Annotated in this window: 14 protein-coding genes; 3 read left to right on the forward strand and 11 right to left on the reverse strand. The window is 62.0% G+C overall.

The window, feature by feature from the left end; all coding sequences use genetic code 11:
• Positions 1 to 62: 62 nt before the first annotated feature.
• The 5 genes from ACFY68_RS13255 to puuE all read right to left on the reverse strand — a co-directional run bounded on the left by ACFY68_RS13255 (position 63) and on the right by puuE (position 4,963).
• Complete coding sequence (locus ACFY68_RS13255) at positions 63 to 1,418, reverse strand: nucleobase:cation symporter-2 family protein (protein ID WP_387527792.1); 1,356 nt, start codon at positions 1,416 to 1,418, stop codon at positions 63 to 65.
• A 173-nt stretch (positions 1,419 to 1,591) separates the two neighbouring features.
• Positions 1,592 to 2,917 carry a urate hydroxylase PuuD gene (locus ACFY68_RS13260; RefSeq protein ID WP_387527795.1) on the reverse strand — a complete coding sequence of 442 codons (1,326 nt, stop codon included), beginning with the start codon at positions 2,915 to 2,917 and terminating at the stop codon, positions 1,592 to 1,594.
• A gap of 43 nt (positions 2,918 to 2,960) precedes the next feature.
• Positions 2,961 to 3,464, reverse strand: a complete 504-nt coding sequence (locus ACFY68_RS13265) for an ureidoglycolate lyase (RefSeq protein ID WP_346614048.1) — start codon at positions 3,462 to 3,464, stop codon at positions 2,961 to 2,963.
• Between the two features lie 57 nt (positions 3,465 to 3,521).
• Positions 3,522 to 4,037 (reverse strand): 2-oxo-4-hydroxy-4-carboxy-5-ureidoimidazoline decarboxylase, encoded by a 516-nt coding sequence (gene uraD / locus ACFY68_RS13270; protein WP_387527798.1) that lies wholly within the window; start codon positions 4,035 to 4,037, stop codon positions 3,522 to 3,524.
• Positions 4,037 to 4,963, reverse strand: coding sequence for an allantoinase PuuE (puuE, locus tag ACFY68_RS13275; protein ID WP_346614050.1), 927 nt, complete (start codon positions 4,961 to 4,963; stop codon positions 4,037 to 4,039). The genes uraD and puuE overlap by 1 nt, the downstream gene beginning before the upstream one ends.
• A gap of 399 nt (positions 4,964 to 5,362) precedes the next feature.
• Here puuE and uraH point away from each other — a divergent pair, with 399 nt between their 5' ends.
• Positions 5,363 to 5,716, forward strand: coding sequence for a hydroxyisourate hydrolase (gene uraH, locus ACFY68_RS13280; RefSeq protein ID WP_198749790.1), 354 nt, complete (start codon positions 5,363 to 5,365; stop codon positions 5,714 to 5,716).
• Positions 5,717 to 5,757: 41 nt separating this feature from the next.
• Here uraH and ACFY68_RS13285 read toward each other — a convergent pair whose 3' ends face one another.
• Both ACFY68_RS13285 and ACFY68_RS13290 read right to left on the reverse strand, forming a co-directional pair.
• A complete protein-coding gene (locus ACFY68_RS13285; protein ID WP_387527803.1) occupies positions 5,758 to 6,549 on the reverse strand; it encodes an RHS repeat-associated core domain-containing protein in 792 nt (263 codons plus the stop codon).
• A gap of 170 nt (positions 6,550 to 6,719) precedes the next feature.
• Positions 6,720 to 8,069, reverse strand: a complete 1,350-nt coding sequence (locus ACFY68_RS13290; protein ID WP_387527806.1) for an NCS2 family permease — start codon at positions 8,067 to 8,069, stop codon at positions 6,720 to 6,722.
• A 282-nt stretch (positions 8,070 to 8,351) separates the two neighbouring features.
• On the opposite strand from ACFY68_RS13290, the gene ACFY68_RS13295 reads away from it, so the two are divergent.
• Positions 8,352 to 9,107: a GntR family transcriptional regulator gene (locus ACFY68_RS13295; RefSeq protein WP_054899986.1), complete on the forward strand. Its 756-nt coding sequence runs from the start codon at positions 8,352 to 8,354 to the stop codon at positions 9,105 to 9,107.
• A gap of 248 nt (positions 9,108 to 9,355) precedes the next feature.
• Complete coding sequence (gene aqpZ, locus ACFY68_RS13300) at positions 9,356 to 10,054, forward strand: aquaporin Z (protein WP_387527809.1); 699 nt, start codon at positions 9,356 to 9,358, stop codon at positions 10,052 to 10,054.
• On the opposite strand, the gene guaD is transcribed toward aqpZ, so the two are convergent.
• The 4 genes from guaD to xdhA form a co-directional block, all read right to left on the reverse strand.
• Entirely contained in the window at positions 10,051 to 11,355 is a 1,305-nt protein-coding gene (gene guaD, locus ACFY68_RS13305; RefSeq protein ID WP_387527811.1) for a guanine deaminase, read from the reverse strand. The genes aqpZ and guaD overlap by 4 nt on opposite strands.
• Before the next feature lie 10 nt (positions 11,356 to 11,365).
• On the reverse strand, positions 11,366 to 12,211 hold the full coding sequence (gene xdhC, locus ACFY68_RS13310) for a xanthine dehydrogenase accessory protein XdhC (RefSeq protein WP_387527814.1): 846 nt from the start codon (positions 12,209 to 12,211) through the stop codon (positions 11,366 to 11,368).
• A 165-nt stretch (positions 12,212 to 12,376) separates the two neighbouring features.
• Entirely contained in the window at positions 12,377 to 14,776 is a 2,400-nt protein-coding gene (gene xdhB / locus ACFY68_RS13315; RefSeq protein WP_387527817.1) for a xanthine dehydrogenase molybdopterin binding subunit, read from the reverse strand.
• Positions 14,769 to 16,223, reverse strand: a complete 1,455-nt coding sequence (gene xdhA / locus ACFY68_RS13320) for a xanthine dehydrogenase small subunit (protein ID WP_387527820.1) — start codon at positions 16,221 to 16,223, stop codon at positions 14,769 to 14,771. The genes xdhB and xdhA overlap by 8 nt, the downstream gene beginning before the upstream one ends.
• Positions 16,224 to 16,416 lie beyond the last annotated feature (193 nt).

Here is a 16,416-nt window from a genome sequence, read left to right on the forward strand (position 1 = left end):
GGCCGACGGCACAGCGGTTGTTGCGAAAGACAAGAAAGGGCGACATTGCGCCGCCCTGCAACTCAGTGCTGGTGGCAGGCGTCGTTATGCGCCGCGCGATCAGCGCCACCGAGGATGTTGAACAGCACGTTCAGCACCAAGGCACTGACCGTGGCCATGGCAATGCCACTGTGGGTGATGGGTTCCATCCACTGCGGCATCTGCGCGAAGAACTCCGGGCGCACTACAGGGATCAGGCCGAAGCCCACACTGACCGCAACCAGCAGCTGGTTGCGACGGTCGCCGATGTCCGCTTCCTGGAGGATCTTGATCCCGGTGGCGGTGACCATGCCGAACATGGCAATGGACGCGCCGCCCAGAACCGCAGGCGGGATCGAGGCAATCAGGAAGGCGGCCTTGGGCAGCAGGCTGAGCAGGATCAGCAGCCCGCCGGCCACGATGGTGACGAAGCGGCAACGTACCCCGGTCATCTGCACCAGGCCGATGTTCTGCGCAAAGGAGGAGTGGGTGAAGGTGTTGAAGAACCCGGCAATGAACGACGCACCGGCGTCGCACAGCAGGCCACGGCGCAGCATGCCAGGGGTGACTTCACGATCGGTCACCTTGCCCAGGGCGAGGAACATGCCGGTGGACTCGACGAAGATGATCACCACCACCAGGCACATCGACAGGATCGGTGCCAGGCTGAAGGTCGGCATGCCGAAGTGCAGTGGGGTGACCACTTGCAGCCACGGTGCTTCGTTCAGGCCGGACAGGTCAACCATGCCGATGGAACCCGCCAGGATGTAGCCCAGGCCCATGCCCATCAGCACCGACACGTTGACCCAGAAGCCACGCATGAAGCGGTTGATCAGCAGGATCACGGCCAGCACCAGGCCCGCCACCATCAGGTAGATCGGCGAGCCGAAGGCTTCTGCCTCATGGCCGCCACCGGCCCAGTTGACCGCAACCGGGAACAGCGAAAGGCCGATCGAGGTAATGACGGTGCCGGTGACCAGCGGCGGGAAGAAGCGTACGACCTTGGACATGAACGGCGCGATCAGCATGCCGAAGAACCCGGCGGCGATGGTCGCCCCGAATATCCCCTGCAGGCCCACGCCAGGCATGCCAGCCATGGCCACCATGCTGCCGACGGCAGCGAAACTGGCGCCCATCATCACCGGCATGCGGATCCCTACCGGGCCGATACCGAACGACTGGATGATGGTGGCGACGCCTGCGACCAGCAGGTCGGCGTTGATCAGGAAAGCGACTTCTTCACGGGACAATCCGGCAGCCTGGCCAATGATCAAAGGCACGGCAATCGCCCCTCCGTACATCAGCAGAACGTGTTGCAGGCCAACCAGGATCAGTTGGAACAGGGGCAGAGGCTCTCGCGGCGGCGCAACAGGAATGTACGCCTTGCGTGACTCGGACATGCAGCACCTCGAGTTTTGTTTTTATTCTCGGATCCAAGCGCCAGGCGATTGGCCTGGGCGCTCGATGCTTGCTTGTTGCGTGTTGCTTGTAATTCGGGCCGGCAGTGCCGGCCCTTTTTGCGGCGCAAGGCCGCCCCTGCCAGGGCGCGCGGACGCCCGGCAGGAGAGGTGTATCAGTTGACTTGAGCGCCTTTGGCGATCCAGTCACCGACGAGCTTGCGCTCTTCGGCGGTCATCTGGGTGATGTTGCCCAGCGGCATGATCTGGCTGGCAACCGCTTGCGCCTGAATGCGCGCGGCCTGGGCCTGGATCTGTTGCGGGGTGTCGAACATCACGCCGGCAGGGGCGGCGCTGAACAGTGGGCTGGTCGGTTTGGACGAGTGGCACACGGTGCAGCGTTCCTGGATGACAGTGTGGATCTTGTCGAAGGCATCGCCGCCTGCCTGGGCAGTAGCCTGGGCCGGGGCCTCGGTTGCTGCTGGGGCTTGAGCTGCCTTGGCAGCGTCCTCGGCGCGCTGCTCGGCAGCGGTCTTGCCGCCCACGGCGGTCGCCGGCAGTGGCTGGTACTCAACCTTCGCCGCCGCCTGCTCTGGTGCAACAGCCATCGGCTTGGGGCCGGTGACGTAAGCCAGGCAGATCATCGCCAGGGCGCCGACAGGCAGGGTCCAGGCGTACTTGGCGCTGTCGTGGCGGGTGTTGAAGTAGTGGCGGATCAGTACCGCAGCTACTGCAATGCCGGCCAGGATCAGCCAGTTGTACTGGCTACCGTAGGTGCTCGGGAAGTGGTTGCTGATCATGATGAACAGCACCGGCAGGGTGAAGTAGTTGTTGTGACGCGAACGCAGCAGGCCCTTGGCCGGCAGGCGTGGGTCCGGGGTGGTGTTGGCTTCGATCGCGGCTACCAGCTGGCGCTGGGCAGGCATGATGATGCGGAACACGTTACCGACCATGATGGTGCCGATGATGGCGCCAGTGTGCAGGTACGCGCCACGGCCGCTGAACACTTGGCTGAAGCCCCAGCATGCGGCGATGATCAGTACGAACAGCACGCCGCCAAGCAGCGCCGGGCGTTTGCCCAATGGCGAATCGCAGAGCAGGTCGTAGATGAACCAGCCGGCCACCAGCGAACCGATACCGATGGCCACGCCCTCGGCACCGCTCAGGGTGCTGCCAGGGGCCAGCAGGTACAGGGTCGGGTTCCAGTAGAACACTACGCACAGCAGGGCGATACCGGACATCCAGGTGAAATAGGCTTCCCATTTGAACCAGTGCAGGTTCTCGGGCATCTTCGGTGGCGCCAGCTTGTACTTCTCGAGGTGGTAGATACCACCGCCGTGGATGGCCCAGAGGTCACCCGACAGCCCGTCACGCGGATTGCTCCGGTTCAGGTTGTTTTCCAGCCAGACGAAGTAGAACGATGCACCGATCCAGGCGACCCCGGTGATCATGTGAACCCAGCGAATGCTCAGGTTCAGCCATTCGTGAAGGTGTGCTTCCACAGTATGTACCTCTGCCAGTCACCAAACGATGACCGACCTTTTCTTATTGGTGGGGATTGAGGATCAGCATCTGTTCCTCGGTGAAGTAATGCTCATCGCAGTTGTTGCCAGAACCACTGCGATCAACCACCAGGAAATCATCCCGCTTTTCGATCGTAAGCACCGGGTGGTGCCAAACGCCGCGATGGTAATTGACGCCCTGCCTGCCATTACTGCGGAAGGCACGGACCAAGCCTGATACAGGTGCATCGCCAACCGGCGCGACCACGATCAGAAAGGGGTTGCCGAGCAGCGGGATGAAAGCCTGGCTGCCCAGCGGATGGCGTTCCAGCATGCGCACGGTCAGCGGCATGTCCTGCGCGTCGGCGCGGAAGATGCTGATGATCGCATTGTCTTCAGGCTCGGCGGTCTCGACCGTGGCGAGCTTGTGAAAGCGCATGGTCGAGCCATTGTTGATCATGAAGTGGTCACTGCCATCGGTTTCGATAACGTCACCGAAGGCGGCGAAGGCTTCTTTGGTCAGGGGCTCGATCATCAGGGTGCGCATGCGGTTATCTCTTCTATGTTCGTTATTCTGGATAAGGCTCTTTCGTTGCTGTGGCGATTACAGCTGCAGCAAGCGGAACAGGGCGATCAGGTTGATCTGCGCCAGGGCTTCCTTGAACTCGGCATCCGCGTCGTTGTGAATGCGTTTTTCGAAAGCGGCGAGGATCTGGTGCCGGTTGCTGCCCTTGACCGCCATGATGAACGGGAACTGGAACTTGGCCTTGTAGGCATCGTTCAGCTCGGTGAAACGGGCGAACTCTTCGGCGGTGCACTGGTGGATACCGGCGCCGGCCTGCTCGTTGGTGCTCGATTCGGTCAGCTCGCCCTGCACGGCGGCTTTGCCAGCCAGGTCCGGGTGAGCGTTGATCAGTGCCAGCTGGTCTGCGTGGTTGGCGCTGAGCAGGATGTCGCTCATGCGCTGGTGCAGCGCCTCGATCTCGTCCAGCTCGGCCAGTTGACCGAGGTCATAGGCTTTTTCGGCGACCCACGGCGAGTGCTCGTAGATATCAGCGAAGGCCTTGACGAAGGCGTCACGGTCCAGGGTCGATGGCTTGAGGGTCTTGAAGGCGGTCATCAGGCGTTCTCTTTCTTGTACGGGTGGGTGGCGTGCCAGTGGCGGGCGATGTCCGCTCGACGGGCGAACCAGACCTGGTCGTGGCTCTTGGCATAGTCGACGAAGCGCTTCAGCGCGGCCAGGCGCGCCGGGCGGCCGACCAGGCGGCAGTGCAGGCCGATGGAGAGCATTTTCGGTGCCTCGGCGCCTTCTTCGTACAGCACGTCGAAGGCGTCTTTGAGGTACTGGAAGAACTGCTCGCCGCAGTTGAAGCCCTGCACCTGGGTGAAGCGCATGTCGTTGGTGTCGAGGGTGTACGGGATCACCAGGTGCGGCTTGCCGGTCGGGTTGTTCGGCTCCCAGTAGGGCAGGTCGTCGTCGTAGGTGTCGCTGTCATAGAGGAAGCCGCCTTCCTCCATGACCAGACGGCGGGTGTTCGGGCCGGTGCGGCCGGTGTACCAGCCTACCGGGCGCTCGCCGGTCAGTTCGGTGAGGATGCGGATGGCCTCGAGCATATGCTCGCGCTCCTGGGCCTCGTCCATGTTCTGGTAGTCGATCCAGCGGTAGCCGTGGCTGCAGATTTCATGGCCGGCTTCGACCATGGCGCGGATCACATCCGGGTGGCGCTGTGCGGCCATGGCCACGGCGAACACGGTGAGGGGGACGCCGCTGTCCTTGAACAGCTTCAGCAGGCGCCACACACCGGCGCGGCTGCCGTACTCGTACAGCGACTCCATGCTCATGTTGCGCTGGCCCTGCAGCGGCTGGGCAGCGACCATCTCGGACAAGAAGGCTTCGGACTCTTTGTCACCGTGCAGGATGTTGCGTTCGCCGCCTTCCTCGTAATTGAGGACGAAAGACAGCGCGATGCGAGCGTTGCCCGGCCATTGCGGGTGAGGAGGGTTGTTGCCGTAACCGATCAGGTCGCGAGGGTAGTCAGCGCTCACTGCAGTCTTCCTTCTTGTGCGTTAGTGCGGGTGGTGGGCGGGCCGCGTCGGTATGTCGCACCACCGGATGGGCTGATTGTATACAACTTCTGAAATCTTTTGTAAGCCTGTTTTTCCGCATTTCTTCCCTTTTGTCGCCGCGCAGCGACCTGGGAATACAGTGCAAGAAACCTGCCTGATTGGTCAGCTAATTACGTTTGCCTCGCTACAGGGCCTGTATTTGCGACCGGTGGGTCGTTTATGGGCAGGAAATGCTGGGTGCGACGGATAGGTTCAAAAAATTGTGTACAATCTAGCGATGGAATGTCTTAATGGCGTCATTCCCGCCTGCCGCAGGCGCTATGCTGGTGCGATGGCTGAGTATTTTTTGCCCACAGATTGAACAAGAGGCGACACGCAATGGGACGTTTGACCACACACGTACTGGATGCCGCGCATGGCTGCCCGGGCAGCTCGATCAAGGTCGAGCTGTACCGCGTCGAAGGCCAGCAGCTGGAGTTGGTGAACACCGCCCTGACCAACAGCGATGGCCGCGTCGACGCGCCGCTGCTGCAGGGTGACGACTACCGCACCGGTGTTTACCAGTTGCAGTTCAGCGCTGGTGATTACTATCGCGCCCGTGGCGTGCAGTTGCCGGCCCAGGCGTTTCTGGATGTTGTCGTGCTGCGCTTTGGCATCGACGAGGCGCAGGAGCACTACCACGTGCCGCTGCTGATTTCGCCGTACAGCTATTCGACCTATCGTGGAAGCTAGTTGGTCGCTAGAAGAATCTTCGTAGGTCCTTTGGCCCGCTCTCACACTGGCGGGCTTTTTTTATTTCGGATATTCGGCATTTTATCACCTGGATAAAGAAACACCTTCCCCGTTTTATAGGGCGAATGGTCATGGGGTGACACAGCTATCGCGCCCGCAGCGTTTGCGGCCATGCCTACGATTGCAGCCCCTACTTGTTCGCTTGAGCCACTGCTGTAAGCCTCCTTTGCAACTTCAAACCATTCGGGGACTGTTTCGAAGAACATGCTTGATTCGCTCATGCTCTTCCTCAAAGGCCGAGAGGGCAGTGTGAGGGGGGAGCCAGCACTCAAGCGGTCGTTGCTTTGCGATCTTCTGATATAGCTGTCACCTTTCCAGGCTGGAAGGTTGGTGTCGCCATGTGCACCCAGACCGCCGTTTATCCCAAAAACGGTTCTGCCATATACCGTTGATGTATCGATCTCATCGTGCACTCGCTTGCGAGTCGGCGAGAATTGCTCATAGGGCACCTCGCCCGTGGTGACTATGCGCTTGATTGTGATGCCTATGGCCTTGAGCACTTCCCAAGGAGAATGCCCGTCACGGTCCACCCTGTTGATAGGGTCTCCCTTACAGTAGGCGTATGCATTGATGCCGCCTCTTCCAAACGGGCTCAAATTATCTGGGCTGCAGAATCTTGCCTGCGTCGGGCAGTATATGCGGTAGCCGTTGCCGAGCTGGTAAAACCCGAAAACCGGGTCCCGGCATTCGCCATTGAAACCAATCCGGCCTTTGCCTGCCACTGAGTAGCCATAAGGGGTGTAGACACATTGGCCAAGCATCATGGTGTGCATTGGGAATGCCCCTTGCAATTACGCCTGTGCGGTGTTGAGCGTTTGTATCAGGCCCCGACGATTATCACACCTGACAAAAATGGCAGTGCGGTCCGGTCAGTGTGAGAGCTGCCTTGCAGAGAATGAGCGAAGAACGAAGGGCGCCGAAGCGCCCTTTTTACTGAGGTGGGTTAGAGGAACACAAACTTGGCAATGAAGATCGCGCACAGCACCCACAGGCTGGCCGAGATCTCCTTGTACTTGCCAGTACCCGCCTTCAATGCCACATAACTGATAAAGCCCAGGGCAATACCATCGGCCACCGAGAAGGTCAGCGGCATCATGATCACCGTGACGATCGCCGGAATGCTGTCGGTGGCTTCGTCCCAGTGGATGTGCGCCATGCTGCCCATCATCAGCATGGCCACGTAGATCAACGCACCCGCAGTGGCGTACGCCGGAATCATCCCGGCCAGCGGGGCGAAGAACATCGCTGCGACAAACAGCAAGCCGACCACTACTGCCGTAAGGCCGGTACGCCCGCCAGCGGCCACACCCGCGGCGCTCTCTACATAGCTGGTAACCGGCGGCACGCCAACCACTGCGCCGAATACGCTGGAAGCACTGTCAGCCTTCAACGCGCGCGACAAGCCTTCGATACGCCCATCCGGCGCCACCAGGTTGGCTCGCTGCGCCACGCCCATCAGGGTGCCGGCAGTGTCGAACATGTGCACGAACAGGAACGCCAGCACCACACTGATCATGCTGACGTTGAACACGCCTGCCACGTCCATCGCCATCCAGGTCGGTGCCAGGCTCGGCGGCATCGACATCACGCCGCCAAACTTCACCAGGCCCAGGCCCCAGCCCGCCAGAGTGACGCCGATGATGCTGATCAGGATTGCGCCAAACACGCGCTTGTAGCTGAGGATGGCGATCAGCAGGAAGCACACCGCTGCCAGCAACGGGCCGGGCTCATGCAGCGAGCCCAGCTTGATCAGCGTGGCCGGGCTGTCGACGATGATGCCAGCAGTCTTCAGGCCGATCAGCCCGAGAAACAATCCGACGCCAGCCCCCATTGCATGGCGCAGGCTGACTGGAATGCTGTTGAGCAGCCATTCGCGCACTTTCGACAAGGTCAGGAACATGAACAGCACGCCCGAGACGAACACCGCGCCCAGGGCTGTTTCCCAGTTGTAGCCCATGGTGCCGACCACGGTATAGGTGAAGAAGGCGTTCAGCCCCATGCCCGGCGCCAGGCCCACCGGCCAGTTGGCGTACAGGCCCATCAGCAGGCAGCCGAGCGCGGCGGCGATGCAGGTGGCGACGAACGCCGCGCCGTGATCGATGCCGGCGTCGGCCATGATGTTGGGGTTGACGAAGATGATGTAGGCCATGGTGATGAACGTGGTCACCCCGGCAATCAGTTCGGTTTTGACCGTGCTGCCGTGTTGCTTGAGTTTGAAAATCCGTTCCAGCCAACTCGTTTCGAGCGGTGGAGCGAGATCCAGCGTAGGTGCGTCGGATTTGCGGCTTTCCACAGCGATACTCCTCAAGTCTTTCTTGTTGTTCTTGGAGCCAGTGACCTGCGCAATGCACTTGGTGGCTCCGCGAGGGATGGCAGACGTCTGACGCGTTTGTTGACTCACGGGTCAAGATGTTGCTCGATGGATTATGCTTTTGTGTACAAAGAAAGCAAATAATGTTTTATGTTTTGTGCGCACAATCCGCCGCGCATCGGCTATATAGGTAAAAGCCCACCTGCAGAAACGGCTCAGCCTGTGTACAATGGCGCCATACTTTCCTTCGTGCTTCGAGAGCTCATGAACGAACAGCTGCAACCTCTGAAGAAACCTGCACGCGTCGGCAAGGCTGGCCGCAGTGGTACCCAGGACGACATCGTCTATGCGCATATCTTCGAGGCGATACTCGAGCAGCGCCTCGCGCCGGGCACCAAGTTGAGCGAGGAAGCGCTGGGCGAGATTTTTGGCGTCAGCCGCACCATCATTCGTCGTGCCTTGTCGCGCCTGGCGCATGAAAGCGTGGTGCTGCTGCGGCCCAATCGCGGGGCGGTGGTGGCAAGCCCCACGGTTGAAGAGGCGCGCCAGGTGTTCTTCTCGCGGCGTATGGTCGAGCGCGCCATCACCGAGCTGGCCGTGCAGCACGCCACACTGGAGCAGCTCAACGAACTGCGGCAGATGGTGCGTGAAGAGCGCGACAGCTTCTCGCGTGGCGACCGTGGCGCCGGCATCCGGCTTTCCGGCGAGTTCCACCTGAAGCTTGCCGAGGCGGCTGGCAACGCACCGCTGGTCAGCTTCCAGCGTAGCCTGGTCTCGCAAACGTCACTGATCATTGCCCAGTACGAAAGCGGCAACCGCTCGCACTGCTCGTACGACGAGCACATGCAATTGATCGATGCCATCGAGGCGCGTGACGCGGAGCAGGCGGTGAGCCTGATGATGCACCACATGGACCACATCGACAGCAAGCTGAACCTGGACGAGGAGAGCGCCTCGGACGACCTGCATGCGGTGTTCTCGCACCTGCTGAAAAAGCCGAAGGTGTCGGCCAAGGGTTGATCGTTTGCCTGGCTAAATAAGGGGCCGCTTCGCGCCCCATCGCCGGCAAGCCGGCTCCCACAAGTACCGCGCCGCCCATGAGGCTGGCGCTGTCCCTGTGGGAGCCGGCTTGCCGGCGATGGGGCGCGAAGCGGCCCTTCGTTATTACTGGCCATTGTTCCCGCGTCTGCTAAATTTTTGTGGGCAAACCTTCATCAAGTAGTTGGGCTTGCGCAGTCCCCTGCGTTCAACTACATGAGGAAAGGTTCATGTCGACGTCTTTGGGTGTGCGCATGGGTGCCGAGCTGGTCGGCACCTTCTGGTTGGTACTTGGCGGCTGCGGCAGTGCGGTAATCGCAGCGAGTTCCCCGCTCGGCATCGGCGTTCTCGGTGTCGCTTTCGCTTTCGGCCTCACTGTCCTGACCATGGCATTCGCCATCGGCCATATCTCCGGCTGCCATCTCAACCCTGCGGTCTCCTTCGGGTTGGTGGTAGGCGGGCGCTTCCCGGCCAAAGAGTTGCTGCCCTACGTCATCGCCCAAGTGATCGGCGCGGTCATTGCCGCAGCGGTGATCTACTTCATAGCCAGCGGCAAGGCGGGTTTCGAGTTGTCGGCGGGGTTGGCGTCCAACGGCTATGCCGACCATTCCCCCGGGGGCTATTCGCTGGGCGCCGGCTTTGTCAGTGAAGTGGTGATGACGGCGATGTTCCTGGTGGTGATCATGGGCGCCACCGACGCCCGTGCCCCGGCAGGCTTCGCGCCAATCGCCATTGGCCTGGCGCTGACGCTGATCCACCTGATCTCGATCCCGGTGACCAACACCTCGGTCAACCCCGCGCGCAGCACGGGGCCGGCATTGTTTGTCGGTGGCTGGGCGTTGCAGCAGCTTTGGCTATTCTGGCTGGCGCCGCTGATCGGGGCTGCGATCGGCGGCGCGCTGTACCGTGGCCTGGCGAAACAGCCTTAGCGCTGGTGCACGCAACGCCCGGCAGCGTAGGTTTCACGCACCGTGCGGTCGTCGCCCAAGGTGGTCAGCACGAACAGGGTCTCTTCGATGCTGCTGGACTGCTGGATGCGGTAGTCCAGCAGCGGCGTCGCCTTGTAGTCGAGGACCACGAAGTCGGCATCGTTGCCAGGGCGCAGGCTGCCGATGCGGTCGTCCAGGCGCAGTGCGCGGGCGCCACCGAGGGTGGCCAGGTACAGTGACTTGTACGGGTGCAGGCGTGCGCCCTGCAATTGCATCACCTTGTACGCTTCGTTCAGGGTGTTGAGCAGCGAGAAGCTGGTGCCGGCCCCCACGTCGGTGCCCAGGCCAACGTTGACCTTGAACTTCTCGGCTTGCGGCAGGTTGAACAGGCCGCTGCCGAGGAACAGGTTGGAGGTAGGGCAGAAGGCAATGGCCGAGCCGGTTTCCGACAGGCGCTGGCATTCGTCGTCACACAGGTGCACGCCGTGGGCGAACACCGAGCGCTCACCGAGCAGCTCGAAGTGGTCGTACACGTCCAGGTAACCCTTCTGCTCGGGGAACAGCTCCTTGACCCAGTCGATTTCCTTGAGGTTCTCGGACAGGTGGGTGTGCATGTACACGCCCGGGTGCTCCTTGAGCAGTTGGCCGGCCAGTGCCAGTTGCTCCGGGGTGCTGGTCGGCGCGAAGCGTGGGGTTACCGCATAGTGCAACCGGCCTTTGCCGTGCCAGCGCTCGATCAGCGCCTTGCTCTCGGTGTAGGAGGTTTCGGCAGTATCGGTCAGGTAGTCCGGTGCGTTGCGGTCCATCATCACTTTGCCGGCGATCAGGCGCAGGTCCAGGCGCTCGGCCTCTTCGAACAAGGCATTGACCGACTGCGGGTGCACGCTGCCGAACACCAGCGCAGTGGTGGTGCCGTTGCGCAGCAGTTCTTGCAAGAAGATCTTCGCCACCTTGTCGGCGTGATCCTTGTCGGCGAACTGCTTTTCGCAGGGGAAGGTGTAGGTATTGAGCCAATCCAGCAGCTGTTCGCCGTAGGAACCGATCATGCCGGTTTGCGGGAAGTGGATGTGGGTGTCGATGAAGCCTGGGGTGATCAGGGCGTCCTGATAATGCACCACGTCAATGTCGGCATCGAGGGTCGGCAGCAGCTCGCTGGCGTGGCCTAGGGCGCTGATGCGGCCGTTGTCGATCACCAGCAGGCCGTCCTCGTAGTACTCATGGGAAGCGTCCAGGCCCACCTCGGCCGGGTCGGCGATGCTGTGCAGGATGGCGGCACGGTAGGCTTTGCGGGTAACAGTCATAACTCACTCGTCAAATGGCTTGGCTGCGCCGGGAAGGCGGCAGCAACTGGGCAATGGGGCCGGCAGTTACGCCAGCGTCGTGCTGGCCGAAGCAGGCGTTGTAGGTGGCGATGATTTCGGCGGCGATGGACACGGCGATCTCGATCGGCAGCTTGCCCTTGACCTCGGCGAGGCCCATCGGGCAGCGCATGCGCGCCATCACGGCGTCATCGAAACCGCGCTCGCGCAGGCGGTGCTCGAATTTGACCCGTTTGGTCTTCGAGCCGATCAGCCCGAACCAGGTGAAATCGTTGCGCTTGAGAATGGCGGCGGTCAGCTCCAGGTCGAGCTGGTGGTTGTGGGTCATGACGATGCAGTAGCAACCGGCAGGCAGCTCGGCCACTTCGTCGACCGGCTCCTCGCTGACCACCTTGGTCACCCCGTTGGGGATGAGCTCGGGGAATTCCTGCTCACGCGAATCGATCCAGCGCACCCGGCAGGGCAGCGCGGCGAGCAAGGGTACCAGAGCCCGGCCGACATGGCCCGCGCCGAACACTGCGATCTGTGCCTGCACGGCAGTCATCGGCTCGAACAGCAGCACGGTCACGCCGCCACAGCACTGGCCCAGGCTGGCCCCGAGGCTGAAGCGCTCCAGGTGTGGGGTGGTGCGGTGTTCTTCCAGCATCTGCCTGGCGATGTGCAGCGCCTTGAACTCCAGGTGGCCACCGCCGATGGTGTCGTACAGGCCGCTGGTGCTGACGACCATTTTCGAGCCGGCGTTACGCGGGGTCGAGCCGCGTTCCTCGATGATGGTCACCAGCACGCAGGGTTCGCCGCGGGACTGGTGGTCGGCGAGGGCGTTGATCCATTGGTGCATGATTCAATTCCTCTTCAGGGCAGTGCAGTCCGTTTTTTGTGGAGGCGGCCTTGTGTCGCGAAAGGGCTGCTCAGCAGCCTTACAATCTTCTTTGCTGCACACATTCTGGGGCCGCTAGGCGACCCTTTCGCGACACAAGGCCGCTCCCTCGAACGGGCCCCGCTGTCAGTGAGTGACGGTTTCCAGTACCGGCGCAGGCGATTGCGCCGCAGCCACGTCCTTGCGCATCTGCTCACACCCCCACAACACCCGCTCCGGCGTCGCCGGGGCGTCGATGTTCGGCTGCACGCGGTAGTCGGCAATGCTGGCCACGGCATCCTTGATTGCACACCAGGCAGCGATGCCAAGCATGAACGGCGGCTCACCGACGGCCTTGGAGTGGAACACGGTGTCTTCCGGGTTCTTGCGGTTTTCCACCAGCTTCACCCGCAGGTCCAGCGGCATGTCGGCCACGGCCGGGATCTTGTAGCTGGCCGGGCCGTTGGTCATCAGCTTGCCCTTGGCGTTCCACACCAGCTCTTCGGTGGTCAGCCAACCCATGCCCTGAATGAAGCCGCCTTCCACCTGGCCGATATCGATGGCTGGGTTCAGCGAGTCGCCAACGTCATGCAGGATATCGGCGCGCAGCATCTTGTACTCGCCGGTCAGGGTGTCGACGATCACTTCCACGCAGGCGGCGCCGAATGCGTAGTAGTAGAACGGCCGGCCACGTGCCTGGCTACGGTCGTAGAAGATCTTCGGCGTGCGGTAGAAGCCGGTGGTCGACAGCGACACCTGGGCAAAATACGCCTGCTGCACCAACTGCTCGAAGCTGACGATCTGGTCGCGCACGCGCACATGGCCGTTGCGGAATTCGACGTCTTCTTCAGTCACCTGATAGTGCCGCGCGGCGAACTCGGTGAGGCGCTTCTTGAGAATCTCGGCCGCATTTTGCGCGGCCTTGCCGTTCAGGTCGGCACCGCTGGACGCTGCCGTTGGCGAGGTGTTGGGCACCTTGTCAGTATTGGTGGCGGTAATCTGGATGCGGTTGAAGTCGACCTGGAACACCTGCGCCACCACCTGCGCGACCTTGGTATTCAGGCCTTGGCCCATTTCGGTACCGCCATGGTTCAGGTGGATGCTGCCGTCGGTGTAGATATGGATCAGCGCACCGGCCTGGTTGAGGAAGGTGGCGGTGAACGAAATGCCGAACTTGACCGGGGTCAGCGCCAGGCCCTTCTTGAGCACCGGGCTGTTGGCGTTGAAGCGGCGGATCGACTCACGGCGCTCGGCGTAGTCGCTGCTGGCTTCCAGGTCTGCGGTCATTTCGTCGAGCATGTTGTGCTCGACGGTCTGGTAGTAGTGGGTGACGTTGCGCTCGGCCTTGCCGTAGTAGTTGGCCTTGCGCACAGCCAGCGGGTCACGGCCCAGATGGCGGGCGATGTGGTCCATGACCTGCTCGATGGCGACCATGCCCTGCGGGCCGCCAAAGCCACGGTAGGCGGTGTTGGAAGCGGTATTGGTCTTGCAGCGGTGGCCATGCACGGTGGCATCGCCCAGGTAGTAGGCGTTGTCGGAGTGGAACATTGCGCGGTCGACTATCGAACCCGACAGGTCGGGCGAGTAGCCGCAGTTGCCGGCCAGGTCGAAGTTGATGCCGTGCAGGCGGCCCGTGTCATCGAAACCAACGTCGTACTCGACATAGAACGGGTGACGTTTGCCGGTCATCATCATGTCTTCGACACGCGGCAGGCGCATCTTGGTCGGCTGGCCGGTCAGGCGTGCAACCACCGCGCACAGGCAGGCAGGGCTTGCGGCCTGGGTTTCCTTGCCACCAAAACCGCCGCCCATGCGGCGCATGTCCAGCACCACCTTGTTCATCGGCACGTCGAGCACTTCGGCGACCAGCTTCTGCACTTCAGTGGGGTTTTGCGTGGAGCAGAAGACGATCATGCCGCCATCTTCGGTGGGCATCACCGACGAGATCTGCGTCTCCAGGTAGAAGTGCTCCTGGCCACCGATGTGCAAGGTGCCTTGCAGCCGGTGTGGGGCGCTGGCCAGCGCTGCAGCGGAATCACCCCGCTGGTGGGTGTGGCTGTCGAGCACGAAGTGCTTCTTGCGCAACGCCTCGACCACGTCCAGTACCGGCTCCAGGTCTTCGTATTCGACGATTGCGGCCATCGCCGCACGGCGTGCGGTGTCGAGGTCGCGAGCGGCCACTGCGAGCACTGGCTGGCCGAAGAACTCGACCTTGTCGATGGCCAGCAGCGGGTCACCGGCGACCACTGGGCCGATGTCTTTCAGGCCTGGTATGTCTTCGTGGGTGATGGCGATACGCACACCGTCGAAGGCATAGCATGGCGTGGTGTCGATGCGCAGAATGCGCGCGTGGGCGCGGTCGGCGGTGCGCGCGTAGACATGCAGCTGGTTGGGGAAATCCAAGCGGTCGTCGATGTACACGGCCTCACCGGCCACGTGCTTGTCGGCGCTGTCGTGCTTGACGCTGCGGCCGACCCCGGTGGTCAGGTCCTGGCTGAACAATTCGGCCATCTCGGCCTGGCTCTTGACGGCGTGATGGTTAGACATAGTCGGTCACCCGGGTTTCGATGTGCGGCGTTTGCAGTTCGATGAAGTACTTGCGCAGCAGGTTCTGCGCGGTCAGCAGGCGGTATTCCTTGCTGGCGCGGAAGTCGCTGAGTGGGGTGAAGTCTTCGGCCAAGGCCTGGCAGGCACGCTCGATGCTGGCCTGGTTCCACGGTTTGCCGCGCAGGGCTGCTTCACAGGCGCGGGCACGTTTGGGGATGGCGGCCATGCCGCCGAAGGCGATGCGCACGCCGCTAACCACGCCGTCTTCGATGCTCAGGTTGAAGGCTGCACATACCGCGGAAATGTCGTCATCCAGGCGTTTGGACACCTTGTAGGCGCGGAAGGCCCAGTCGTTGCTGGCACGTGGCACGATGATCTTCTCGATGAACTCGCTGTCCTGGCGGGCAGTGATGCGGTAGTCGATGAAGTAATCCTCCAGCGCCATGCTGCGCTGGCGGTCGCCCTGGCGCAGGACGATCTGCGCATCCAGTGCGATCAGCAAGGGTGGCGAGTCGCCGATCGGCGAGGCGTTGCCGATGTTGCCGCCCAGAGTGCCCTGGTTGCGGATCTGCAGCGAGGCGAAGCGGTGCAGCAGGTCGCCGAAGTCGGGGTATTCCTCGTTCAGTGCGCCGTAGCAGTCGGTCAGCGGGGTGGCGGCGCCGATTTCCAGGTGGCTGGCGGTCTTGTCGATGCGCTTGAGTTCAGCCACATGCCCGACGTAGATCATCACCGGCAAGGTCTTGTGGAACTGCGTGACTTCCAGCGCCAGGTCAGTGCCCCCGGCCAGCAGGCGTGCCTCGGGGTGCGAGCTGTACAGGTCGGCCAGGTCGGCGACGGTCAGCGGTACCAGGCAGCGCTTGTCACCGCTGTTGAGTTCGCCGGTTTGGGTCGGTGCGATAGCCTTGAGGCGGCTGATGGTCTGCGCCTGCTGGGCGTCGAACTGGTCGCGGCAGGGCAGGCGGCAGCTCTGTTCGGCGGCGTCGAGAATCGGCCGATAGCCAGTGCAGCGGCACAGGTTGCCAGCAAGGGCTTCCTGCGCTTGGTGCAGGTCGTGGCCCTGGCTGTTCTTCTGCAGGGCGAACAGCGACATTACAAAACCTGGCGTGCAGAACCCGCATTGGGAGCCGTGGCAGTCGGCCATGGCTTGTTGCACGCTGTGCAGTGCACCCTGGTGCTTGAGGCCCTCGACACTGATCAGTTGCTTGCCGTGCAGTGACGAGACGAAGGTCAGGCAGGAGTTGAGGCTGCGGTAACGCAAGCTGTCCTGGCCGTCGTCATCCTGGGTCAGCTCGCCGACCACCACGGTGCAGGCGCCGCAGTCGCCGCTGGCGCAGCCTTCTTTGGTGCCGGGTTTGCCCAGGTGCTCGCGCAGGTACTGCAGCACCGTCATGTTCGGGTCCAGGGCGTGCTCGTTACGCAGCTCCTGGTTGACGAGAAACTGGATCACGGGGGATGGCCTCGCAATGGTTTTATTGTTGTTGGGCGGACAATAAGCAGAGCTGACACGCTGGTCAATAATTTTCTGACTTAAGGGTCAAGAAATTCTTCGTGGGTAAATCTGGCCGCCCAGGTTGCCCATATTCAAAGCATAGATCGGGCCGCGCACGCGGCTATCTGGCGAGTCAAATAAAGCCTGCTGC

The sequence above is a fragment of the Pseudomonas sp. NPDC012596 genome (assembly GCF_042902325.1).
Classification (GTDB): domain Bacteria; phylum Pseudomonadota; class Gammaproteobacteria; order Pseudomonadales; family Pseudomonadaceae; genus Aquipseudomonas.

Bases quoted from the DNA above. Each gene is read 5' to 3' on its own strand.
- ACFY68_RS13255 (WP_387527792.1), bottom strand. From the start codon at position 1,418: ATGTCCGAGTCACGCAAGGCGTACATTCCTGTTGCGCCGCCGCGAGAG.
- ACFY68_RS13265 (WP_346614048.1), bottom strand. From the start codon at position 3,464: ATGCGCACCCTGATGATCGAGCCCCTGACCAAAGAAGCCTTCGCCGCC.
- uraD (WP_387527798.1), bottom strand. From the start codon at position 4,037: ATGACCGCCTTCAAGACCCTCAAGCCATCGACCCTGGACCGTGACGCC.
- uraH (WP_198749790.1), top strand. From the start codon at position 5,363: ATGGGACGTTTGACCACACACGTACTGGATGCCGCGCATGGCTGCCCG.
- ACFY68_RS13285 (WP_387527803.1), bottom strand. From the start codon at position 6,549: ATGCACACCATGATGCTTGGCCAATGTGTCTACACCCCTTATGGCTAC.
- ACFY68_RS13295 (WP_054899986.1), top strand. From the start codon at position 8,352: ATGAACGAACAGCTGCAACCTCTGAAGAAACCTGCACGCGTCGGCAAG.
- aqpZ (WP_387527809.1), top strand. From the start codon at position 9,356: ATGTCGACGTCTTTGGGTGTGCGCATGGGTGCCGAGCTGGTCGGCACC.
- guaD (WP_387527811.1), bottom strand. From the start codon at position 11,355: ATGACTGTTACCCGCAAAGCCTACCGTGCCGCCATCCTGCACAGCATC.
- xdhC (WP_387527814.1), bottom strand. From the start codon at position 12,211: ATGCACCAATGGATCAACGCCCTCGCCGACCACCAGTCCCGCGGCGAA.
- xdhB (WP_387527817.1), bottom strand. From the start codon at position 14,776: ATGTCTAACCATCACGCCGTCAAGAGCCAGGCCGAGATGGCCGAATTG.